The organism is Cognatishimia sp. F0-27 (assembly GCF_020667845.1).
Lineage (GTDB): Bacteria > Pseudomonadota > Alphaproteobacteria > Rhodobacterales > Rhodobacteraceae > JAFMPQ01.
In genome coordinates, this window is the sequence record NZ_JAFMPQ010000057.1 from 1 (window position 1) to 22,955 (window position 22,955).

Below are 22,955 nucleotides of genomic sequence, written 5' to 3' on the forward strand. Positions count from 1 at the left end.
ATCGCCGCCGTCAGCGTCGTCTTGCCGTGGTCAACGTGACCAATCGTGCCGATGTTGCAATGCGGCTTGCCGCGCTCAAACTTTTCCTTTGCCATGGTAGTGGCTCCCTTTGTCTTGTGGGTGGCGGGGTCAGCCCCGCCCTACTGATGGTGGGTAGGGCGGGGTTTCGGGCGGGTTTCCCCGCACATCCCCGCCGCCCCTTTAAGCGTATTTTGCCTGGATCTCGTCAGAGATGTTCTGCGGAACCGGATCGTAGTGGTCGAACTGCATCGTAAACTGCGCACGACCCGACGACATGGACCGCAGCGTGTTGATGTAGCCGAACATGTTGGCCAGCGGCACGAAGGCGTTGATGGCCACCGCGTTGCCGCGCGGCTCTTGGCCCGACACCTGCCCACGCCGCGACGTGAGGTCCCCGATGATCCCGCCAGTGTATTCCTCGGGCGTGATCACTTCGACCTTCATCATCGGCTCGAGCAGCTTGGCACCGGCCTTGCGCATCCCTTCACGCATACCCATCCGGGCCGCGATTTCGAAGGCCAGCACGGAGGAGTCCACGTCGTGGAACTTGCCGTCGATCAGCGCAACCTTGAAGTCGATCACCGGGAAGCCCGCGAGCGGACCGGAGTCCATCACGGATTTGATGCCTTTCTCGACACCCGGGATGTATTCCTTCGGCACCGCACCACCGACGATCTTGCTCTCGAACGAGTAGCCTTCACCCGGCTCCGTCGGCGAGATCACCAGCTTTACCTCGGCAAATTGACCGGACCCACCAGACTGCTTCTTGTGGGTATAGGTGTGCTCGACCTCGTGACCGATGGTCTCGCGGTAGGCCACCTGCGGCGCGCCGATATTGGCTTCGACCTTGAACTCGCGCTTGAGGCGATCGACGAGGATGTCGAGATGAAGTTCGCCCATGCCCTTCATGATGGTCTGACCGCTTTCGAGGTCGGTTTCCACGCGGAAGGACGGGTCTTCAGCGGCCAAACGGGCCAGACCCTGGGACATCTTCTCCTGGTCGCCCTTCGTCTTGGGCTCGACTGCGATCTCGATCACCGGATCCGGGAACGTCATCGTTTCCAGAACGACGGGCTCCTTGGCATCGCAAAGCGTGTCACCGGTCGTGGTGTCCTTCAGGCCACCCAGCGCGATGATGTCGCCCGCAAAGGCTTCTTCGATTTCCTCGCGGTTGTTCGAGTGCATCATCATCATACGACCGACGCGCTCTTTCTTGCCCTTGGTCGAGTTCAGCATCGTGTCGCCCTTGGAGAGCGTACCCGAATACACGCGCACAAAGGTCAGCGAGCCGACGAAGGGGTCGTTCATGATTTTGAACGCAAGGCCGGAGAACGCCATATCGTCGTCTGCGCGACGCGCGATGTTGCGCTCTTCGGTCTCGTCATCGGGGCTGAAGCCCATGTAATCGACCACGTCCAGCGGGCTGGGCAGGTAATCGATCACGGCGTTCAAAAGCGGCTGAACACCTTTGTTCTTGAACGCGGAACCGCCCAGAACCGGCACGAAAGCCATCGCGAGCGTGCCCTTGCGGAGCAGCTTGCGCAGCGTCGGCACATCGGGCTCTTCGCCTTCAAGATAGGCCTCCATCGCGTCGTCGTCCATTTCGACGGCGTTCTCGATCATCTTGCCGCGCCACTCTTCGGCGAGGTCCTTGAGGCTGTCGCGGATCGGCGCCTTGATCCAGGACGCGCCCAGGTCTTCGCCCTGCCAGAGCCACTCTTCCATGGTCACGAGGTCGATCAGACCTTCGAGCTCGTTCTCGGCACCGATCGGAATACCGACGGGGACGGCTGTGGCGCCGGTGCGGTCTTCGATCATGTGGACGCAGTTGAAGAAGTCCGCACCGATCTTGTCCATCTTGTTGACGAACACGATCCGCGGAACCTTGTAGCGGTCCGCCTGCCGCCAGACAGTCTCTGTCTGCGGCTCGACACCGGCGTTGGCGTCAAGAACGGCCACCGCGCCATCGAGAACGGCCAGCGAACGCTCGACTTCAATGGTGAAGTCCACGTGGCCGGGCGTGTCGATGATGTTCAGGCGGTGCTTCGGCGTGTCGGCCGTCTTGCCGTCTTCGGTGCGCTCCCAGAACGTGGTCGTCGCAGCGGAGGTGATGGTGATGCCGCGTTCCTGCTCCTGCTCCATCCAGTCCATCGTGGCTGCACCATCGTGCACCTCGCCGATGTTGTGGGACTTGCCGGTGTAATACAGGATACGCTCGGAACAGGTGGTCTTTCCGGCGTCAATATGCGCCATGATCCCGAAGTTCCGGTAGCGATCAAGAGGGTAGTCGCGTGCCATGGTCTGGTCCTTCCAGTCCTTGCAATTCCGTAAAAATGCTTACCAGCGGTAGTGGCTGAACGCCTTGTTGGCGTCGGCCATCTTGTGCGTGTCTTCGCGCTTCTTCACCGCGGAGCCGCGGGATTGCACCGCGTCGATGAGCTCGCCTGCAAGGCGCTCTTCCATGGTGTTCTCGTTGCGCGCGCGGGACGCGGTGATGAGCCAGCGGATTGCCAGCGCTTCACGGCGCTCGGGGCGCACTTCGACGGGCACCTGATAGGTCGCACCACCCACACGGCGGGAACGGACCTCGACGGAGGGCTTGATGTTGTCGAGCGCCTCGTGGAACACCTCGACGGGTGCGCGCTTGATCTTGCCTTCGACGCGGTCAAGCGCGCCATAGACGATGCGCTCTGCGACGGATTTCTTACCGTCAAACATCAGGTTGTTCATGAATTTTGTCAGCACCGTATCGCCATACTTGGCGTCGGGCAGGACTTCGCGCTTCTCGGCAGCGTGACGACGGGACATGGGTTCTTCCTCTTACTTCGGACGCTTGGCGCCGTATTTCGAACGACGCTGCTTGCGGTCCTTGACGCCTTGCGTGTCCAGAACACCCCGCAGGATGTGGTAACGCACACCGGGAAGGTCTTTGACACGACCGCCACGGATCAGGACCACGGAGTGCTCCTGAAGGTTGTGGCTTTCACCGGGAATGTAGCTGATGACTTCGTAGCCATTGGTCAGACGCACCTTCGCCACCTTACGCATGGCCGAGTTCGGCTTCTTCGGCGTGGTGGTGTAGACGCGGGTGCAGACACCCCGTTTTTGCGGACACTGCTCAAGGTGCTGCGACTTCGAGCGTTTGATTTTGGGCTGCCGCGGCTTGCGGATCAGCTGCTGGATCGTGGGCATTCCGGTATCTTCCCCGTACTTCTCACATATGTGGTGCAGGAGGCCGAGCGCCCCGTGCGGTTTTGATAAGGCGCCCCGCGCGTCCACGGGTCACCGGTTGTTTTGACCGTTCGGTTGCGGTCTGGCCCTGTTCGCCCGCGCCACACGACGCAAAAAACCGCATGCGCCCCTTACTCAAAGGGCGCCACGGTGGGTGTCCAGAGGATCGGGACCAGAAGTCCGGATCTTGACCGCTCCGATACTGCAAATGCGCCCGGGACGTCATCCCGAGCGAATTAAGCGCGCGTATATGGAGAGTCGCAGGCCTTGTCAACAGCCCCGCAATTCGCTTCGGCGATCATGCACGAGAAGGGTCCCAAGGACGCTGTTTCTTCCACCACCGGATAGGCGGCGCGTTCCCGATTTTCCGTCCAAACCCCTCTCTCAAGGGGTCACGCTGCGGACCGAATGGCAGGTGTCCCCTGCTCGCACCGCTCACACAGAGGACTGACCACTCAAGAGATGGGCCGCTGCGCCGCGCGGGCCACACGCTTTTCCCGCCACAAGGTGAAAAGGCCGGTGCCCACGATCATCGACGCGCCGATCAGCGTGAGCTCGGACGGCCAATCTCCGAAGACCAGCCAGCCGAGCAACAGCGCCCAGACCAGACCGGTATAGCGGAACGGCGCGGTAAAGCTGACATCCCCGACCCGCATCACCATCACGCTGAACGTATACCCCCCGATGATCAGCACACTTGCGCCGAGGAGCCACAGTCCGGTGCTGCCATCGACAGCGACCCACTCCTGCCCCACGGACCATATGGCGGCAAAGATCAGAACCGCGAAAGAGGAGCAGACCGTGACCGTCAATGATGGCACGGTTTTGGACAAGCGCCGCGTCACGAGGTCTCGCAGCGTCACCCCCAACACTGCAATCAGGGCATAGACCGCGTGCAGATCGAATCCTTCCGTTCCCGGCCGCACGATCAGCACCATGCCCACAAAGCCAATGGCAATCGCCATCCATCGCCGCCAACCCACGGGTTCCGCAAAAAACACGGCGCTTCCGAGCGTGACCGTCAAGGGCAGCATCTGCAACAGGGCAGTGACATTGGCCAGGGGCATGTGAATCAGAGCGGTTAGGAAGAAATAGGCCGCGGCGGCCTCGGCGATGCTGCGCAGTGCAACCAGACTGGCGTCGCGACGGGACATGCGGAACCGCAGCTGACCCAGCCACCACGCCAGACCAAGAATAAAGCTTGTTGCGAGGATCCCGCGGATCACGAGGATCTGGCTCAGCGGCATACCAAGGGTCCCGAGTGCTTTCACACAGGTGTCACCAAAGGTGAAACAGGCCATTGAGGCCGTCATGATCAGCGCACCGCGCGTGTTGTCTGTCAGGGTTGCCATGGTGCTGCGCTACCATCCTTGGGTGGCGCTTGGAAGTGGACACACGCATCCGGCGTCTCAGGGGAGCCTTCCCTGCGCCGCCGGCACGGTCACCAGCGGGCGCCAAGGGGCCGCCAAGCCGGTGACGGTTTGTTGGCGCCGCGTGACGGAATGCCGTGCGAGACAGTGACTGCGCCCTCAAGGCGCCCGATCCCAACGCCACGCCGCAAGAAGAAAGGCGCCCCTGCGTGAGCAGGAGCGCCTTGTCATTTGCGTGTCCCGGGGGCGCGCTTATTCGCGGCTTTCCGGCGTGTCCACAATCAGCGTGTCGAACTCGTCTCCGCCAACCACATCGTCGGTCGGGGCCGCTTCCGGGGCCGCAAGCGCCGCTGCGGCTTCCGCCTCTTCGCGACGCGCCTCGATCACGACATTGTCCCGATCGGAGGCCACGCGACGCACCTTCTGGGTGGCGCCGCCCGTTCCCGCCGGGATCAGACGACCCACGATCACGTTCTCCTTGAGGCCGACAAGCTTGTCCTTCTTGCCCTGCACCGAAGCTTCGGTGAGAACCCGGGTGGTCTCCTGGAAGGAGGCCGCCGAGATGAAGGACCGCGTTTGCAGCGATGCCTTGGTGATCCCGAGCAGGATCGGCTCGCCTTGCGCCTCACGGCCTCCCTTGGCCACGGCCTTTTCATTGGCAGCGTCAAACTCGGCCTTGTCCACATGCTCGCCCTTCAGAAGCGTGGTGTCTCCGCTGTCCTGGATCTCCCACTTCTGCAGCATCTGACGCACGATGACCTCGACATGCTTGTCGTTGATCTTCACGCCCTGAAGCCGGTAGACGTCCTGCACCTCGTCGATCATGTAGTTGGCAAGCGCCTCGATCCCCATGATGGCGAGAATATCATGCGGGGCGGGATTGCCATCCATGATATAGTCACCCTTCTGGATGTAATCGCCTTCCTGAACAGGAATGTGCTTACCTTTGGGGATCATGTATTCGCGCGGCTCAAGACTGTCATCGGCCGGGTCAATCGTGATCCGACGCTTGTTCTTGTAGTCTTTCCCGTAGCGCACATAGCCGTCGATCTCTGCGATGATGGCGTGATCCTTGGGACGACGGGCTTCGAAGAGTTCGGCCACACGCGGCAGACCACCGGTGATGTCCTTCGTCTTGGCGCCCTCACGCGGGATACGCGCGAGCACGTCGCCTGCCTTCACATCCGCCATGTCTTCGACCGAGAGGATCGCGTCGACGGACATGGGATAGGTGATCGGATTGCCTGCCGCGTTGCGCACCGGCTCGCCGTCGCCATCCTGCAGGATGATCTCCGGCTTGAGCTCGTTGCCCTTGGGGGCCGCGCGCCAGTCGATGACGATCTTCTGGGTCATGCCGGTTGCATCGTCGACCTCGTCACGCACCGCGACACCTGTGACCAGGTCCACGTGGCGCGCAACACCGTCGGCTTCCGCGATGATCGGCAGGGTATAGGGATCCCACTCGAAGAGCTTGTCGCCCCGCGAGACGGTATCGCCTTCCTTGACCCAGAGTTTGGAGCCATAGCCCAGCTTGTGGTTGGCGCGCTCGACACCATCCTCTCCCATGATCCGCAGCTTCATGTTGCGGCCCATGACAAGCGTGTCACCAGAGGAGTTTTCGAGGGTCTGGGCGTTGTCGAACTCGATCTTGCCCTCTTGCGAGGCTTCGAGGAACGATTGCTGGCCACCCTGGGCAACACCACCGATGTGGAACGTCCGCATCGTCAGCTGTGTCCCAGGCTCACCGATCGACTGTGCCGCGATGATCCCCACGGCCTCGCCGGTGTTCACCATCGTGCCCCGCGCAAGGTCACGACCGTAGCACATGGCACAAACGCCCTCTTCGGCCTCGCAGGTCAGCGGCGACCGGATCCGGGCGGTCTGAACCGAGGCTTCCTCGATCGCGTCGGACATACGCTCATCGATGAGCTGACCATGCGCCACGATGACGTCCTGCGTCATGGGATGCACGATGTCCTCTGCCGCGACACGTCCGAGAACGCGCTCGCCAAGGCTGGAGACAACCTCGCCATCGTTCACGGCGTTTTCGGCCGTGATCGCGCGGTCGGTGCCGCAGTCATGCATGCGAATGATGCAGTCCTGTGCCACGTCCACCAGACGACGCGTGAGATACCCCGAGTTCGCCGTCTTCAGAGCCGTGTCCGACAGACCTTTCCGCGCGCCGTGCGTCGAGTTGAAGTATTCAAGAACGGTCAGACCTTCCTTGAAGTTCGAGATGATGGGCGTCTCGATGATGTCGCCGTTCGGCTTCGCCATCAGGCCGCGCATCCCGCCCAGCTGCTTCATCTGAGTAACCGAACCACGGGCACCGGAATGGGCCATCATGTAGACCGAGTTGGGCTCCATTTCAGAGCCATCCTCAGCGGTGCGCGACGCGGAGATGGTCGACATCATCGCCTCGGTCACCTTGTCGTTACACTTCGACCAGGCATCGACAACCTTGTTGTACTTTTCGCCCTGCGTGATCAGGCCGTCCATGTACTGCTGTTCGAAATCCTTCACCTGATCGCGGGTTTCCTCGACGATGCCCCACTTGTCCTCGGGGATGACCATGTCGTCCTTGCCGAAGGAGATCCCGGCCTTGAACGCCTCGCGGAAGCCCATGGTCATGATCTGGTCACAGAAGATGACGCTCTCCTTCTGACCGCAATAGCGGTAGACGGTGTCGATGACCTTCTGCACGTCCTTCTTGCGCAACAGCGTGTTGACGAGGTCGAACGGAGCCTTGGCATTCAACGGCAGCAACGCGCCCAGACGGACCCGCCCAGGCGTGGTTTCGAAGCGCTTGATGACTTCGATGCCTTCGTGGTCGATCTGCTTGATGCGGGCCTGGATCTTGGCGTGCAGATGCACTTCGCCCGCGTTGAGCGCGTGCTCCACTTCCTCGATGGACGAGAAAACCATGCCTTCGCCCTTCATGCCTTCACGCATGATGGAGGTATAGTAGAGACCGAGGATCATATCCTGCGACGGAACGATGATCGGCGCGCCGTTGGCGGGCGACAGGACGTTGTTCGTCGACATCATCAACACGCGCGCTTCGAGCTGGGCTTCCAGAGAAAGCGGCACGTGCACAGCCATCTGGTCGCCGTCGAAGTCGGCGTTGAACGCCGAACAAACCAGCGGGTGAAGCTGGATTGCCTTGCCCTCGATCAGAACCGGCTCGAACGCCTGGATGCCAAGACGGTGCAGCGTGGGCGCGCGGTTAAGAAGAACCGGGTGCTCACGAATGACCTCGTCGAGGATATCCCAAACTTCGGGCCGTTCCTTTTCGACCAGTTTCTTGGCCTGTTTGACCGTGCTGGAAAGCCCCTTCGCCTCAAGCCGGGAGTAGATGAAGGGCTTGAACAATTCGAGCGCCATCTTCTTCGGCAGGCCGCACTGATGCAGCTTGAGTTCAGGGCCTGTCACGATCACCGAGCGGCCGGAGAAGTCGACGCGCTTGCCGAGAAGGTTCTGGCGGAAGCGGCCCTGCTTGCCCTTGAGCATGTCAGAGAGCGACTTCAGCGGACGCTTGTTGGCGCCCGTGATGACGCGGCCGCGGCGGCCATTGTCAAACAGCGCGTCCACGGATTCTTGCAACATCCGCTTTTCGTTCCGCACGATGATGTCCGGCGCGCGCAGCTCGATCAGCCGCTTGAGGCGGTTGTTCCGGTTGATCACGCGGCGATAGAGATCGTTGAGGTCGGACGTCGCGAAACGGCCACCATCCAGAGGCACCAGCGGGCGCAGTTCTGGCGGAATCACCGGAACCACGGTGAGAACCATCCACTCCGGGCGGTTGCCGGATTCAAGGAAGCTCTCGACAACCTTCAGGCGCTTGATGATCTTCTTGGGCTTGAGCTCGCCCGTGGCTTCCTTGAGATCGGCGCGCAGGTTTTCCGCCTCGGCCTCAAGGTCGATCGCGGCCAGCATTTCACGGATCGCTTCGGCGCCGATATTGGCGGTGAAGGCATCCATACCGTATTGATCCTGCGCGTCGAGGAATTCCTCTTCGTTCAGCATCTGCCCGTATTGCAGGTCGGTCAGACCCGGTTCGATCACCACGTAATTCTCGAAATAGAGCACACGCTCCAGATCGCGCAGGGTCATGTCCAGCATCAGGCCGATGCGCGACGGCAGCGACTTGAGGAACCAGATATGCGCGCAGGGTGCGGCCAGTTCGATATGGCCCATGCGCTCGCGGCGAACCTTCTGCAGCGTGACTTCCACGCCGCATTTCTCGCAGACGACGCCGCGATATTTCATGCGCTTGTATTTGCCGCAGAGGCATTCGTAATCCTTGATCGGGCCAAAGATACGCGCGCAGAACAGGCCGTCACGCTCGGGCTTGAACGTCCGGTAGTTGATGGTCTCGGGCTTCTTGATCTCACCGAAGGACCACGAGAGGATCCGTTCCGGCGACGCCAGCGACACCTTGATCTCGTCAAAGACCTTTTGCGGTGTGAGCGGATTGAACGGGTTGTTGGTCAGTTCCTGGTTCATTTTGAATCCTTGAGCATTCGGGCAGAGGAAAGAGTGGCTGGAGAGCCCCTGCCCCGCGCCGGTCGCGCGGAGCAGCGTGCTGTCCTGCGGTTACTCGTCTTCCTCCGCATCCAGGAGTTCCATGTTGAGGCCCAGACCCCGGACCTCCTTGACGAGAACGTTGAACGATTCCGGTACGCCGGCCTCGAAATTGTCCTCACCCTTTACGATGCTTTCATAGACCTTGGTCCGGCCTGCGACGTCATCCGACTTCACCGTCAGCATCTCTTGCAGCGTGTAGGCCGCGCCATATGCTTCCAGCGCCCAGACTTCCATCTCACCGAAGCGCTGGCCACCGAACTGTGCCTTGCCGCCCAGCGGCTGCTGGGTGACGAGCGAGTACGGGCCCGTCGAGCGCGCGTGGATCTTGTCGTCCACGAGGTGGTGCAGCTTGAGCAGATACTTCACGCCCACGGTCACGCGGCGCGAGAACTCCTCGCCCGTGCGCCCGTCAAAGAGCCGCGACTGGCCCGACGTGTCGAACCCGGCGCGGGTCAGCGCATCGTTCACATCCGCTTCCTTTGCGCCGTCAAAGACCGGCGTCGCAATCGGCACACCATGGGTGACATTGCTGGCCGCTTCAACGAGTTGACCCTCGTCCAGATCCTTGAGGCCTTCTTCGTAGACCTCGTCACCATAGGCAATGCGCAGCGCTTCGCGCACCGGTGTCAGATCGCCCGAGCGCCGGTAATCGGCCAGCGCCTCGTCGATCCGCACGCCAAGGCCGCGCGCGGCCCAGCCCATGTGGGTTTCAAGGATCTGACCGACGTTCATACGCGACGGCACGCCCAGCGGGTTGAGGCAGAAATCGACCGGTGTGCCATCCTCGAGGAACGGCATGTCCTCCATCGGGACCACCTTGGAAATCACGCCCTTGTTGCCGTGACGACCGGCCATCTTGTCGCCGGGCTGCAGCTTGCGCTTCACAGCCACGAAAACCTTGACCATCTTCATCACACCCGGGGGCAGATCGTCGCCGCGACGGACCTTTTCGACCTTGTCCTCGAAGCGCGCGTCCAGCGTGCGCTTTTGCACTTCGTACTGGTCGTGCAAAGCCTCGACGATCTTGGCATCGTCCTCGTCTTCCAGCGCCAGCTGCCACCACTGACCACGGGTCAGACTGTCAAGCAGGTCGGCGTTGATTTCCGAGTTCGGCTTCACGCCCTTGGGGCCCTTCACCGCGATCTTGCCTTCGATCATGGAACGCAGGCGCGCATAGATGTTGCGGTCGAGGATCGCCAGCTCGTCGTCGCGGTCGCGCGCGAGGCTCTCGATCTCTTCGCGCTCGATCTGCAACGCACGCTCGTCCTTTTCGACGCCGTGACGGTTGAAAACGCGCACTTCGACAACCGTGCCGTAGTCGCCCGGCTTCACCCGCAGCGAGGTATCGCGCACGTCGGAGGCTTTCTCACCGAAGATGGCGCGGAGGAGCTTTTCTTCCGGCGTCATCGGGCTTTCGCCCTTCGGAGTGATCTTGCCCACGAGAATGTCGCCCGGCTCCACATCGGCACCGATATAGACAATGCCCGCCTCGTCGAGATTGCGCAGAGCTTCCTCGCCGACATTGGGAATGTCGCGCGTGATCTCTTCCGGCCCGAGCTTGGTATCGCGTGCGGCGACTTCGAATTCCTCGATATGGATCGAGGTGAACACGTCGTCACGCGCGATGCGCTCGGAGATCAGGATCGAGTCTTCGTAGTTGTAGCCATTCCATGGCATGAAGGCGACGACGACGTTCTTGCCGAGCGCCAGTTCCCCCATATCCGTGGACGGACCGTCCGCGATGACCTCACCCTTGCGAACGGTGTCACCCACCTTCACCAGCGGACGCTGGTTGATGCAGGTGTTCTGGTTCGACCGCTGGAACTTGCGCATGCGGAAGATGTCCACACCCGCATCGCCCAGTTCGAGATCTTCGGTCGCCCGGATCACGATCCGGCTTGCGTCCACCTGATCGACAACACCGGCACGGCGCGCGGTGATCGCGGCGCCGGAATCGCGGGCGACGACCTCTTCGATGCCCGTGCCCACAAGCGGCGCTTCGGATCGCAGGGTCGGCACTGCCTGACGTTGCATGTTAGAGCCCATCAGAGCGCGGTTCGCGTCGTCGTTCTCGAGGAACGGGATCAGCGACGCGGCAACGGAAACCAACTGCTTGGGCGAGACGTCGATAAGGTCAACGCTTTCGTTCGGCGCGAGCGTGTAGTCACCCGACTGGCGGGTGTTGACCATCTCGTTCACGAACTTGCCGTTCTCATCGATATTGGCGTTCGCCTGAGCGATCGTGTGGCGCATTTCTTCGGTGGCGGACATGTAGTGCACTTCGTCCGTCACCTGACCATCCTTGACCACGCGATACGGCGTCTCGATGAAACCATACTTGTTCACGCGGGCGAAGGTCGCGAGGCTGTTGATGAGACCGATATTCGGGCCTTCCGGCGTTTCGATCGGACACATCCGGCCATAGTGGGTCGGGTGCACGTCACGCACCTCGAAGCCCGCGCGTTCCCGCGTGAGGCCGCCCGGCCCGAGCGCCGACAAGCGACGCTTGTGCGTCACTTCCGAGAGCGGGTTGGTCTGGTCCATGAACTGCGACAGCTGCGATGAGCCAAAGAACTCACGCACCGCGGCGGCTGCCGGCTTGGCGTTGATCAGGTCCTGCGGCATCACCGTGTCGATCTCGACCGAGGACATGCGCTCCTTGATGGCGCGCTCCATCCGCAGCAGACCGACGCGGTACTGGTTTTCCATCAGCTCGCCGACGGACCGCACCCGGCGGTTGCCGAGGTGGTCGATGTCATCGATATCGCCACGCCCGTCACGCAGTTCCACCAGCGCACGAATACAGGCCACGATATCCTCGCGGTCCAGCGTACGCTGGGTATCCGGCTTGTCGAGCGCAAGACGCATGTTCATCTTGACCCGGCCCACAGCAGAGAGATCGTAGCGCTCGCCGTCAAAGAACAGGGTGTCGAACAGTGCCGAGGCCGCTTCGACGGTGGGCGGCTCGCCCGGGCGCATGACGCGGTAGATATCCATCAGGGCCGTGTCGCGACCGAGGTTCTTGTCCGCGGCCATGGTGTTGCGCATGTACGGACCAACCGTGACATTGTCGATGTCGAGCACGGGGATCTCCGTGACACCGGCATCGACCAGCTCCTTGAGCGTGCCCCCGGTCACTTCGCCATCCTTGTCGACGGTCCATGTCAACTCGTCACCGGCCTCGACATAGATCGCGCCGGTTTCTTCGTTGATGATGTCCTTGGCAACGAACTTGCCGACAATGTGCTCGAAAGGCACCAGAAGGTTCTCGACCTTGCCCTCGTCGATCAGCTTCTTGACGGCGCGCGGCGTTACTTTCTTGCCGGCTTCCGCAATCACTTCACCGCTATCGGCGTCGACCAGATCGAAGGCCGGCCGCGTGCCGCGGACACGTTCCGGGAAGAACCGGGTCGCCCAACCTTCGCCCTTCCGCAGTTCGTAGGACACGGTGTTGTAATAGGCATCCATGATCGCTTCCTGGTCGAGACCCAGGGCGTAAAGGAGCGTTGTCACCGGCAGCTTTCGGCGGCGGTCGATCCGCGCGAACACGATGTCCTTGGCGTCAAATTCGAAATCGAGCCACGACCCGCGATAAGGAATGATCCGGCATGCAAAGAGCAGCTTGCCCGAGCTGTGGGTCTTGCCCTTGTCGTGATCGAAGAACACACCGGGCGACCGGTGCATCTGGGAAACGATGACCCGCTCGGTGCCGTTCACGATGAAAGTGCCGTTGGGCGTCATCAGGGGCATATCGCCCATGAAGACGTCCTGTTCCTTGATATCCTTGACGGATTTCGCGCCCGTGTCCTCATCGACATCAAACACGATCAGACGCAGTGTCACCTTCAGCGGCGCGCTGTAGGTCATGTCGCGCTGCATGCACTCTTCGACGTCGTATTTCGGCTTTTCGAGTTCGTAATCCACAAACTCGAGAACACTGGTTTCGTTGAAATCCTTGATCGGAAAGACGGACTGGAAAACGCCCTTGATGCCTTCGCCGTCCATAGGCTCCGGCTGGTCGCCGGATTGAAGAAAGAGTTCGTAGCTGGATTTCTGGACCTCAATGAGGTTCGGCATTTCCAGCACTTCGCGGATCTTGCCGTAGTATCTCCGGAGACGTTTTTGTCCAAGGAAGCTTTGCGCCATGAGAGTAGTCACCTTTCCGGGTTCTCGATGAAAGACCATGCCGTCGGGCATCGGCATCGCCTCTCAGAGACAGCGAAATACAAAGATCAATACCTGGCGTCCGTCCCACCGGACACCTCCCGATCCTCGAACCTCGCCCATGAAAGCCCCCCTGAACCATCGCGCATTGGTCGCGACGCGGTGAGGCTTTCCAAGACAGGTTCGACTGGACCGGGTTTTCACCCGATCCAGCCCAAAATTTCAACCCCCGGTTGCCGGGGAAGTCATCGCCACGCGTGCGATTACTTGAGCTCGACTTCAGCGCCTGCTTCTTCGAGCTTCTTCTTGATTTCCTCGGCTTCGTCCTTGGAAACGCCTTCCTTGACGGCCTTGCCACCGGCTTCAACCAGTTCCTTGGCTTCTTTCAGGCCAAGACCGGTGATGCCACGGACTTCCTTGATGACGTTGATCTTCTTGTCGCCTGCGGCTTTGAGGATCACGTCAAATTCTGTTTGCTCTTCCTCGGCTGCGCCACCGGCGTCGCCAGCAGGACCCGCCATCATGACCGCGCCGCCAGCTGCGGGCTCGATGCCGTATTCGTCCTTGAGGATGGTTTTCAGTTCTTGTGCTTCGAGCAGGGTCAGACCCACGATTTGCTCGGCAAGTGCTTTGAGATCAGCCATTTTGAGACTCTTTCCGTTGCATTAGATGTGTTCCAACGTCGAGGATTCAACCCCACGTCGGTCCTGAAAGCTGCCTTACGCCGCTTCCGCCTTTTCCTCGATCGTGGACAAGATGGATGCGATGTTCGATGCAGGTGCGCCAATAGCGCCGGCGATGTTGGAAGCGGGTGCGCCGATGCAGCCCACGATGGAAGCGATAAGCTCCTCGCGCGACGGCATTTTCGACACGGCCTCGACACCGGCCCGGTCCAGAGCCGTTCCGCCCATGTTCCCGCCAAGGATCTCGAATTTCTTGTTTTCCTTGGCGAAATCCTCAACCACCTTGGCAGCTGCCACGGGGTCTTCGGAATAGGTCAGAACGGTCATGCCCTCGAGAAGACCCCCGATGCTCTCGCACGGGCTGTCTTTCAGGGCAATCTTGGCGAGCCTGTTCTTGGCGACGCGAACCGACGCTTCTGCGGCACGTGCGCGCCCGCGAAGGTCCTGCATCTCGGCAACCGTGAGACCTTCGTAGCGGGAAACCACCACGACGCCAGAGCTTTCAAAGATCTGGCCGAGTTCCTCGACCACTTTCTCTTTCTGGGCTCTATCCACAGTTCTACTCCAAGTGATGGAGGGGAGACCCCTCCGGCTCGTTCCGGTCGAGACTGTCATCTCGACCACAAAGTCCGATCGGGTCGTCACATCGTCGGTCGCCGCGCATCGCGCAGGCTGGAGAGATGTCTCTTCCCGTCTCGGGCAGGACTTAGTGGCAGCACACCTGAAAAGGAGACAAAGCCAGCCCACCGTCTCGGACGAAATGAAGGCAGCCTGCGAATCACAAGCTGCCCTCGAAACTTCGGATATCGCGAATAGACAAGATTGCCAAGCCCATTGGGCGGGCTTTGAGCCGCTGCATCGGCGCGGGATACCTTGCTGCCAAAATCAACCGCGCCCTGTTGGGCCGCCACGTGAAAAAGCCCGCTCTCCGAGAAGCCTTTGTTGCGCAGAAAGGCGCCCCTACGCAACATCCCGTTGCGGTGCAAATCGCATCAGGACTTCCCGGACACCGTCCTTGGTGACCGGTTTTCCAATCACATGTGTCATGCCAGCTTCGCGGTAGGCATTGTTCTGAAAAGACTGCACGTTGGCTGTCACCGCGATAACCGGCACAGGGGCCAGACCGGCAACGGCCTCGGCCTCCCGGATGCGGCGCGTGGCGGTCACACCGTCCATGATCGGCATCTGCACATCCATGAAGATGATCCCAAAGCGCATGCGTGACGCGGCTTCGATGGCTTCCTTCCCGTTTTGCACGAAGTGCAAGTCAGCCCCGGTATCCGCCAAGAAACGGTCCATAATGAACCGGTTCGTGGCATTGTCATCCGCAACCAGGATGGGCCAATCCTTGTCCAGCGCAAGTGACGGCGGTGGCATGTTCGTTACAACTTTTTCAGCCGATTGATAGGCTTCGAAAGGAAGGAAACAATGAAAGACCGCCCCTTTCGACGGCGCGCTTGCAACCGTGAGACTACCGCCCAAAGCTTCGGAGATCTGTCGGGAGATCGCGAGCCCGAGACCGGTTCCCCCATAGCGGCGAGTCACTGTTGGATCCGCCTGCACAAATGGCTCGAAGATCCGGTCCTGAGCCTCGATCGGAATACCCGGGCCCGTGTCGGACACCGATATTTCCAACCCCTTGCCGTCCGGCCCCGGTTTTGCGGCGACCTGAATGCTTCCGGCCTCGGTAAACTTCACAGCATTTGCGACCAGATTGTGGAGGACCTGCTGAAGCCTGCGATCGTCACCGAAGAAGCGCTCCGCAAGCCCGGGCTGGATCTGCATGTGCAAAGCCAGCTTTTTGTCGCGCGCTTGTTTGGAATACAGCGCACATGCCGTTTCCATCACCGGCAGCAAGGAAAACGGGCGCGCCTCGGTCGAGAATTGTCCCGCCTCTGCCTTCGACAAGTCCAGAAGATCGTTGATGGTCGAGAGCAACAACCGACCTGAATGCCTGATCACCTCGATTGCGCGGATGTGCTCAGATCCGGTCTGCTTCTCCAGCAATTCGTCAGCCATCGCGAGAATTCCGTTCAGAGGCGTGCGCACCTCGTGGCTGACATTTGCCACGATTTGAGACTTGGCGATGCTTGCCTGTGCCGCTGCGGCGTGCAGCCGCGCTTCCCGCGATTGCGCCTTGCTGGCTGCAAACACCTCGGCCACCACATAGACCATGAGCATGACGATCAAAACCACGGTCGCGATGCGGTATAGTCCGGTGTTGGAATCGTCTCGAGACTGATTCAATGCCGTCACAGCCGCCATGTCGTCGGCAAATGTGTCGCTGTAAACCTGACGCGCGCGCGTGGCCATGGCGTCGAGCGTATGCTTGAGACGCTGGACATCCCTCAGAGGAATAACGCCGCGCTCGAACAGAAGCGGCTCCTCCATTTCAAGAAACGCCCTATAGGCTTCAAGCAGGATTCGGATGTCGGCCCAGTCACCAACCTTTGTTGCCTCGAGAACACTCAACCGGCTCCAAAGAATCTCGAAACGCTGCTGGACCACCTGATGCGTCGCCAAACCGGCAGCGTAATCCGACAGGTCGCGCGACATGCGCTGGCTTTCGAAGATCAGCTCGTTCATCTTCCAAAGCGTTGCGTGAACCGAGTAGATCGTCTCCAGTGTCTCACGTTCGCTTGCACGGTCCTTCATGATGAACACGACGAGCAAGGTTACCGCGACGCCAGCGGCAAGCATCGCGCGAATGGTGCGCGCATGATTGGACAGATGTTTGATCACACCGGGCAGCGGGGGCGTTTCATGGATGGACGGACAGGCGGTTGAGCTGCCAGATCATTTCATGATCGAACGGCTTGGCATCCGTTTCATGAGCCTCCAGCGGATACACCACCCAGATCGGACCCTTGTCGCGAACCCGCATCCGCGCACCGTTATGTTCCATCGCCAACAGAACGGCGTGCCTCCAGGCATGCTCGACCGGAATGGTCACCGAATAGTCGTTGATCGCCTGCGCGCGCAACGATCCAGAGCGAATGTTCAACGCCTCGAGCAGCGATGCAAGCGTTGGCCCCGCGAAACGCTGCGGTCCTTCGGTAAAGGATGTGTGGGTTACGATTTCCTGCCAGTCGAGGCTTGCCATAGCCTCCCGGTCAAGCGCGATCGGACCTGACTGCGCCGCTTGAGAGAGATCGTTTGAAAACGTGATCGTCAAAACCACCGGGCCACGCGGTTCAGGCAATTCCACCGCGTGAAGGGGACCACCCATCAAGGCCACCACAACCAGAACCAAGCGAAAAAACAAATCCCGCATATGCACCTCCTCGCTCAAAGGCCAAGTACGACCTGCTTCAAGACCCAGAATCGAGTGTAGGGGCCCAGTGTTTAACGAGAGCTTTCCAGACGGCAAAAGGGCGGACCCATGGCCCGCCCTTTACTTCAAATTGCGATTGATCGCCGTTTAGTTGCCTGTGGCGTCGACCACGTCAACCGTCACACCCGGACCCATGGAAGAGCTCAGAGCGATCTTCTTCATATAGGTGCCTTTCGATCCGCTTGGCTTGGCGGCGGACACAGCCGCCACGAAGGCGCGGATGTTCTCGACGAGCTGCTTTTCGTCGAAAGACACCTTACCAACGCCCGCGTGCACCACACCGGCCTTCTCGGCCTTGAACTGAACCTGACCGCCCTTGGCTGCTTTCACGGCTTCCGCCACATCCATGGTCACGGTGCCGACTTTCGGATTCGGCATCAGGTTACGCGGCCCGAGCACCTTACCCAGACGACCGACGATCGGCATCATGTCCGGTGTCGCGATGCAGCGGTCGAATTCGATCGTGCCGCCCTGGACCGTTTCCATCAGGTCTTCGGCACCGACGATATCCGCACCGGCTTCCTTGGCCTCGTCAGCCTTGGGGCCGCGGGCAAAGACCGCAACACGGACCGTCTTGCCGGTTCCGTTGGGCAGACCGACCACGCCGCGGACCATCTGGTCTGCATGCCGCGGATCGACACCGAGATTCATCGCGATTTCGACGGTCTCGTCGAACTTGGTGTTCGAGTTCGACTTGATGAGGGTCACGGCCTCTTCGACAGACACGTTTTCCTTGCCTGCAAAGGCTTCGCGTGCGGCGCGAGCGCGCTTTCCGAGTTTTGCCATCTTACTTAACCTCGATGCCCATGGATTTTGCCGAGCCCACGATGATTTTCATGGCCTGATCGACGTCGTTGGCCGAGAGATCTTTCATCTTGGCTTCCGCGATTTCGCGAACCTGCTTGACGGTCACGCTGGCGACGGTCTCGCGGCCGGGCGCTTCCGCGCCACGCGGACGGTTGCGTTTGCCAACAGGCTTCAGACCGGCCGCTTTCTTCAGGTAGTAAGACGCGGGCGGCGTCTTGATGTCCATGGTGAAGGACTTGTCCTGATAATAGGTGATCACGGTCGGGCACGGCGCACCGGGCTCCATCTCCTGCGTGCGTGCGTTGAACGCCTTGCAGAATTCCATGATGTTGATCCCGCGCTGACCCAATGCGGGACCCACGGGCGGGCTGGGATTGGCTTTGCCTGCAGGGATCTGCAGCTTCATCTTGCCGGCGAGCTTCTTGGCCATCGGCTATCTCCTTTTCAACACCCCGAAGACGCGTCTTCGCGGATTTCATGTTGCGTGGTCAGGTCCGGATATCGCGACATCCTCGCCTCCCACGATATGCACCGCATCTGCGGCTCCGCGCGCTCTACACCCCGTCGGGGGAAAGCGCAAGGCTGTTGCCAGAGCCCCGCGCATCGCGCCCTTGCGACGAACGGGCAGCCTTCTATTCCGGCGGCGTCAGACCGGACCCGCCTGCCCGCTCCGGCATATCCTTGAACTTTGGGAGACCTCGCGGATCGGGAACACCGCGTGTTCATAATTGATGTGGTATGTCGGTTCGAACGAGAATCCGGGAACAAGGCCAGCATAGATGTCGGTCATCGCAAGATGCGGCAACTCAGACCCGAGCGCGCCGCCACATGCGGTGCAAGAAAGACGGAAAGAAGGACGATCTTCCCTGCGGAAACGATGAACCAGAGCCTGGCCGTCATCGAAGCGAACCTGTTCGGTTGGCCACAACACGACCGATGTGAACGCTGCGCCCGAAAAGGCTCGACATGTCATGCAATGGCAATAGCACTGAAGAACCGGATCGCCGGCTACGCTCAAACGCACCGAACCGCAAAAACACTGCGCCTTGTATTCTGCCATGAGCCCGACTCCTTCAATGATCGCTTGAAGCAGCCTAGCCGTTTCTCGGCGCCATGGCGGAGAAAACCGCCGGGAACCGGCGTCAGATTTCCTTGGAGACCTGGGTAAACTCCAACTCGACCGGCGTTTCACGGCCAAAGATGGATACGGACACCCGCAGGCGCTGGTTGTCCTGATCGACCCCTTCGACCATTCCGTCGAACCCCTCGAACGGACCATCGGTGACCTTGACCTTTTCGCCCACGTCGAAATGGATCACGGTGCGCGGCGCGTCTTCGTTTTCCTGCACCCGTCCAAGGATCGCCTCGACCTCGGCATCACGCATCGGCATTGGGCGCCCCTGAGGACCGAGAAAGCCGGTTACGCGGTTGATCCCGTTGATCAGGTGATAGCCCTGATCCGACATCTCCATGTGCACCAGAACGTATCCGGGCATGAAACGCCGCTCCGTCGTGACCTTTTTGCCCCGACGCACCTCGATGACCTCTTCGGTCGGAACCAGAACCTCGTCGATCTGGTCCTCAAGACCGTTTTCTTCGACCGACGTCCGGATCTGTTCGGCAATCTTCTTCTCGAAATTCGAGAGGACGCTGACCGAATACCACCGCTTTGCCATCTGGCTTCACCTCGTTTGTGCCGGTTTCACCCGGGCCTTGCCATGCCCCTGTGGATGTTGCCAATCCTCTGGGGGGATAAAAAATGGCGTGCCACTCTGTATCGCGCACGCCTCCGAAACTGTAGCGTCCCTAGCCGCGTGCGCGCGCGATTTCAAGCCCGGTCACGCACTGCGGCTCGCCTGTCAGCCGAAGATGGACAGGATTCCCTGCAAACCCGATCGGATCAACAGATCGACAAGCGCAAAGAAGACCGCCGTCAGGGCGGCCATGATAAAGACCATGATGGTGGTCAGCGTCACTTCGCGACGGGTCGGCCAAACAACCTTTGCAACTTCTGCGCGGACTTGCTGGATGAACTGGAGAGGGTTGGTGCGAGCCATGGATCTCTATTCTCGGATGAATCTGACGCTTCATCTACGCGCAGGACAGCGTCAGCACAAGGGGCGAGCACAAGACAGCCTGCTCAGAGCGCACAGCGTTGCCCGCCTGACGCAGATCTTGGCCTGCCGACAAGCCTGGCCCCGCAAGTGCAGCGCACCGCGCGTTTGCGATCGTTCAGGATTTGCTAACCGTGATCCGGAAAACCGCCCGATGTTTGGGGCTCGTTAATCCGCGTCCGTTATTGTCACCGATGTCGACACAATACCGTGGTGAGCTTCGCATTGTCGTAGCCCCATTTCACTTGGGAACGACGTTTGTCCGCCATACGGATCGGCCGGTCCGGATCACGCGGGTGACGGTGCTGCGCCATCAAACCGGGCAGTTTGCGATCACCGGCGCCAATGCGTCGCATCCGTGAGGTCGCTGCACAACCGCCTGCGCTCGCTCGCCCCATTCACACAGCCCCTGCAAGGAACGCCGCAGAATGCCAGTTCGCGAATATGTTTTTGGCCATAGCCTGATCAACCATGCGTCCGACACGCCTGCCACCGCCGTGCCCTGGTGGATGAACGCTTTTGCCAATGCGGCGGGCGACAGCTACGCCTTCACTGGGCAATACGGGTTCCTGACAGGCCATGACAATGGCGGCCCCACCGCACAATGGGGCTTTGCCGGCATTCGCAACCCGTGGAACGAGGAGGGTGGCGCGTCGTTTGGATCCGCGAATTTCACGCATATCACCATCACCGCCGGGAACTTCATTCAATACCAGCCGCCCGATGCGCCCTACTACAATGAACCGGGGACCACCCCAATCTCTGCAACGCTGACAATCATCGACCGGGCGCTGGCGGCCGAACCTGGTGCGCGGATTGTCATCTATGAAAACTGGCCGGACATGGCGCCATTTGTTCAGGGCTGGCCTCCGAGCCGTGAAGAGTTCGGTGACTATGTGCGCTTCATGCAGGGAGACTTCCATCGATGGTGGCTCGATTATGTTGATGCGCTTCAATCTGCACGGCCCAATGCCGATATCGTCATGGTCGAAGTCGGCCCGATCCTTGGGGAGCTTTTGACCGATCCGGGTCTTGGCTTGACCGGCATTCCCCTCACCGACCTGTTTTCGGACAATGCACCCCACGGGACGCCAAGCCTTTACTTCCTGGCGGCCCTTATCCACTTTACCGCACTATACGGAACGACGCCGCCAGAAAGCTTCAGAATTCCAGACAGCGTCCATCCGGCAATCTCGGCAAATTTCGAAGCAATTCTCTCGTTTATCGATACGCGCGTCGACATCGAGGGCGCAAGCGCGTCCGAGGCGCCGGTCGATCCGCCTAGCACGGAGCCGGACCCGATCGCTCCAGATCCGGTAGACTCCGATCCGCCGCCTGAGGTCCCGGTGCCGCCGGTACCGGAGCCATCCACCGCACCTCCAGATGAGCCCGTCCCGGACACGCCGGTGGTCACTCCTACCGCGCCGGTGGTCACCCCCACTGCGCCGCCGCTCGGACCGGCCGAACCGCTCGCCGTGTCTCAGCGCGAGGCATCCAGCCTGATCGCCGAGAATACCCGCACCGTCTCCGGCACTGAAGGAGACGACTTCATTTCGCGGGCCGCCGTCGAGGAGGACGGCATTGGCGATAAGCTGATCGTGGCCGGAAGCGGTCACGATGTCATCGTCGACGGGCAGGGCCAGGATACCATTATCGGCGGCGCGGGATCGGATTTCATTTCCCTATGGTCCGACGACGGGTTGCGCGACGTGATAGTCGGCTTTTCACCCGGCGAGGACATTCTCGATCTCAACGCTCAAGGCGTTTCTTCCCTCGACCAAATCCGGATACAGCCTGTCTGGAACAATACCGCCGTCATGCTCGATTGGGGCAGCGATGGAGTCATTCTGCATGGTCTTTGGGACACCGTCGCCAACCGCTCACTCTTGACAACAGACAGCATCCGCTTTGCGCCCGCAGGCTCACAACCCGCCAGCACGCTCCGCAGAACGGAAACCGACGGCGCCCATGCTGATCAGGACGCGGCCGCGTCTTTCTCTGGCATGGATTCGGTCTCTGCGACCGCCTCCCCTTGGGGCCTGACTGCCGAGATCCCGGAGCAGGAGGGAGACAGCTTTATATTCGCAATCCGCAATGACGCCGCCGATGAGACGGTGACCGAGCACGACTCGACGCTTGTGACTGTCCCGGGCCTTCGCGTCGATGCCACATACAAGTCAGCCTCACAGTCCGACACAGACCAGCTTCACATGCGTTTCGATCTTCTCGCCCTAGCAGGTTGCACAGCTGAGGATCTTGCATTTTAAGCCCCCCGCCTGCCATCCAACCATGCGGTTGACGAGACCGTCCAATCAGGTGCTGCAAGCCATCCCGCAGTACTGACAAATCTCTCGCACGCTCTACGAGTGATACGCGACGCCGCGTCGTTGACCGCTGAAATGAGGATGGCAGGGGCAGCAGGGTTCGAACCCGCGACCTACGGTTTTGGAGACCGTCGCTCTACCAGCTGAGCTATACCCCTAAGGCCGAGTGACGGGCTACGACAGCGCTTCACCGAAATCAAGAGGGTATTCGTACCGAAAGGCCCGAAATCCATCTTCCCCTGGTGTCACAAAGCGCACGAACCGCGCGCGATGGCTCACGGCAGGGAGCGTGGCTGAAACAAAACCCTGCGCTTGCGGGG

Annotated in this window: 17 protein-coding genes and 1 tRNA gene; 1 reads left to right on the forward strand and 17 read right to left on the reverse strand. The window is 60.6% G+C overall.

Annotated features, from left to right (window positions below; genetic code table 11):
* The 16 genes from J1C49_RS20440 to secE form a co-directional block, all read right to left on the reverse strand.
* Nucleotides 1–95: GTP-binding protein (locus tag J1C49_RS20440; RefSeq protein ID WP_227446961.1), on the reverse strand; the 95-nt coding region annotated here is incomplete at its 3' end.
* 106 nt (nt 96–201) lie between these two features.
* A complete protein-coding gene (fusA, locus tag J1C49_RS20445; protein ID WP_227447694.1) occupies nt 202–2,319 on the reverse strand; it encodes an elongation factor G in 2,118 nt (705 codons plus the stop codon).
* Between the two features lie 39 nt (nt 2,320–2,358).
* Nucleotides 2,359–2,829, reverse strand: a complete 471-nt coding sequence (rpsG, locus tag J1C49_RS20450) for a 30S ribosomal protein S7 (protein WP_227447695.1) — start codon at nt 2,827–2,829, stop codon at nt 2,359–2,361.
* A 12-nt stretch (nt 2,830–2,841) separates the two neighbouring features.
* Nucleotides 2,842–3,213: a 30S ribosomal protein S12 gene (rpsL, locus tag J1C49_RS20455; protein WP_054000841.1), complete on the reverse strand. Its 372-nt coding sequence runs from the start codon at nt 3,211–3,213 to the stop codon at nt 2,842–2,844.
* 494 nt (nt 3,214–3,707) lie between these two features.
* Nucleotides 3,708–4,604 carry a DMT family transporter gene (locus tag J1C49_RS20460; protein ID WP_227447696.1) on the reverse strand — a complete coding sequence of 299 codons (897 nt, stop codon included), beginning with the start codon at nt 4,602–4,604 and terminating at the stop codon, nt 3,708–3,710.
* Nucleotides 4,605–4,874: 270 nt separating this feature from the next.
* Nucleotides 4,875–9,128, reverse strand: a complete 4,254-nt coding sequence (gene rpoC / locus J1C49_RS20465) for a DNA-directed RNA polymerase subunit beta' (RefSeq protein ID WP_227447697.1) — start codon at nt 9,126–9,128, stop codon at nt 4,875–4,877.
* 90 nt (nt 9,129–9,218) lie between these two features.
* Nucleotides 9,219–13,355 carry a DNA-directed RNA polymerase subunit beta gene (rpoB, locus tag J1C49_RS20470; protein ID WP_227447698.1) on the reverse strand — a complete coding sequence of 1,379 codons (4,137 nt, stop codon included), beginning with the start codon at nt 13,353–13,355 and terminating at the stop codon, nt 9,219–9,221.
* Nucleotides 13,356–13,636: 281 nt separating this feature from the next.
* Nucleotides 13,637–14,017, reverse strand: coding sequence for a 50S ribosomal protein L7/L12 (gene rplL / locus J1C49_RS20475; protein ID WP_227447699.1), 381 nt, complete (start codon nt 14,015–14,017; stop codon nt 13,637–13,639).
* 75 nt (nt 14,018–14,092) lie between these two features.
* Nucleotides 14,093–14,611 (reverse strand): 50S ribosomal protein L10, encoded by a 519-nt coding sequence (gene rplJ, locus J1C49_RS20480; RefSeq protein ID WP_227447700.1) that lies wholly within the window; start codon nt 14,609–14,611, stop codon nt 14,093–14,095.
* A 405-nt stretch (nt 14,612–15,016) separates the two neighbouring features.
* A complete protein-coding gene (locus J1C49_RS20485; RefSeq protein ID WP_227447701.1) occupies nt 15,017–16,798 on the reverse strand; it encodes an ATP-binding protein in 1,782 nt (593 codons plus the stop codon).
* A 19-nt stretch (nt 16,799–16,817) separates the two neighbouring features.
* Nucleotides 16,818–17,330 (reverse strand): molybdopterin-dependent oxidoreductase, encoded by a 513-nt coding sequence (locus J1C49_RS20490; RefSeq protein ID WP_227447702.1) that lies wholly within the window; start codon nt 17,328–17,330, stop codon nt 16,818–16,820.
* 147 nt (nt 17,331–17,477) lie between these two features.
* Nucleotides 17,478–18,176 (reverse strand): 50S ribosomal protein L1, encoded by a 699-nt coding sequence (rplA, locus tag J1C49_RS20495; RefSeq protein WP_227447703.1) that lies wholly within the window; start codon nt 18,174–18,176, stop codon nt 17,478–17,480.
* A gap of 1 nt (nt 18,177) precedes the next feature.
* Nucleotides 18,178–18,627, reverse strand: a complete 450-nt coding sequence (gene rplK / locus J1C49_RS20500; RefSeq protein WP_227447704.1) for a 50S ribosomal protein L11 — start codon at nt 18,625–18,627, stop codon at nt 18,178–18,180.
* Nucleotides 18,628–18,843: 216 nt separating this feature from the next.
* Nucleotides 18,844–19,257 carry a GFA family protein gene (locus J1C49_RS20505; RefSeq protein WP_227447705.1) on the reverse strand — a complete coding sequence of 138 codons (414 nt, stop codon included), beginning with the start codon at nt 19,255–19,257 and terminating at the stop codon, nt 18,844–18,846.
* A gap of 82 nt (nt 19,258–19,339) precedes the next feature.
* A complete protein-coding gene (gene nusG, locus J1C49_RS20510) occupies nt 19,340–19,873 on the reverse strand; it encodes a transcription termination/antitermination protein NusG (protein WP_227447706.1) in 534 nt (177 codons plus the stop codon).
* Nucleotides 19,874–20,056: 183 nt separating this feature from the next.
* Nucleotides 20,057–20,254 carry a preprotein translocase subunit SecE gene (gene secE / locus J1C49_RS20515; RefSeq protein WP_227447707.1) on the reverse strand — a complete coding sequence of 66 codons (198 nt, stop codon included), beginning with the start codon at nt 20,252–20,254 and terminating at the stop codon, nt 20,057–20,059.
* 485 nt (nt 20,255–20,739) lie between these two features.
* Between secE and J1C49_RS20520 the strand changes: the two genes are divergently transcribed.
* Entirely contained in the window at nt 20,740–22,578 is a 1,839-nt protein-coding gene (locus tag J1C49_RS20520) for a hypothetical protein (protein WP_227447708.1), read from the forward strand.
* Between the two features lie 139 nt (nt 22,579–22,717).
* Here J1C49_RS20520 and J1C49_RS20525 read toward each other — a convergent pair.
* Nucleotides 22,718–22,793, reverse strand: a tRNA-Trp gene (locus J1C49_RS20525).
* Nucleotides 22,794–22,955 lie beyond the last annotated feature (162 nt).

Bases quoted from the DNA above. Each gene is read 5' to 3' on its own strand.
- fusA (WP_227447694.1), bottom strand. From the start codon at position 2,319: ATGGCACGCGACTACCCTCTTGATCGCTACCGGAACTTCGGGATCATG.
- rpsG (WP_227447695.1), bottom strand. From the start codon at position 2,829: ATGTCCCGTCGTCACGCTGCCGAGAAGCGCGAAGTCCTGCCCGACGCC.
- rpsL (WP_054000841.1), bottom strand. From the start codon at position 3,213: ATGCCCACGATCCAGCAGCTGATCCGCAAGCCGCGGCAGCCCAAAATC.
- J1C49_RS20460 (WP_227447696.1), bottom strand. From the start codon at position 4,604: ATGGCAACCCTGACAGACAACACGCGCGGTGCGCTGATCATGACGGCC.
- rpoC (WP_227447697.1), bottom strand. From the start codon at position 9,128: ATGAACCAGGAACTGACCAACAACCCGTTCAATCCGCTCACACCGCAA.
- rpoB (WP_227447698.1), bottom strand. From the start codon at position 13,355: ATGGCGCAAAGCTTCCTTGGACAAAAACGTCTCCGGAGATACTACGGC.
- rplL (WP_227447699.1), bottom strand. From the start codon at position 14,017: ATGGCTGATCTCAAAGCACTTGCCGAGCAAATCGTGGGTCTGACCCTG.
- J1C49_RS20490 (WP_227447702.1), bottom strand. From the start codon at position 17,330: ATGCGGGATTTGTTTTTTCGCTTGGTTCTGGTTGTGGTGGCCTTGATG.
- rplA (WP_227447703.1), bottom strand. From the start codon at position 18,176: ATGGCAAAACTCGGAAAGCGCGCTCGCGCCGCACGCGAAGCCTTTGCA.
- rplK (WP_227447704.1), bottom strand. From the start codon at position 18,627: ATGGCCAAGAAGCTCGCCGGCAAGATGAAGCTGCAGATCCCTGCAGGC.
- J1C49_RS20505 (WP_227447705.1), bottom strand. From the start codon at position 19,257: ATGGCAGAATACAAGGCGCAGTGTTTTTGCGGTTCGGTGCGTTTGAGC.
- nusG (WP_227447706.1), bottom strand. From the start codon at position 19,873: ATGGCAAAGCGGTGGTATTCGGTCAGCGTCCTCTCGAATTTCGAGAAG.
- secE (WP_227447707.1), bottom strand. From the start codon at position 20,254: ATGGCTCGCACCAACCCTCTCCAGTTCATCCAGCAAGTCCGCGCAGAA.
- J1C49_RS20520 (WP_227447708.1), top strand. From the start codon at position 20,740: ATGCCAGTTCGCGAATATGTTTTTGGCCATAGCCTGATCAACCATGCG.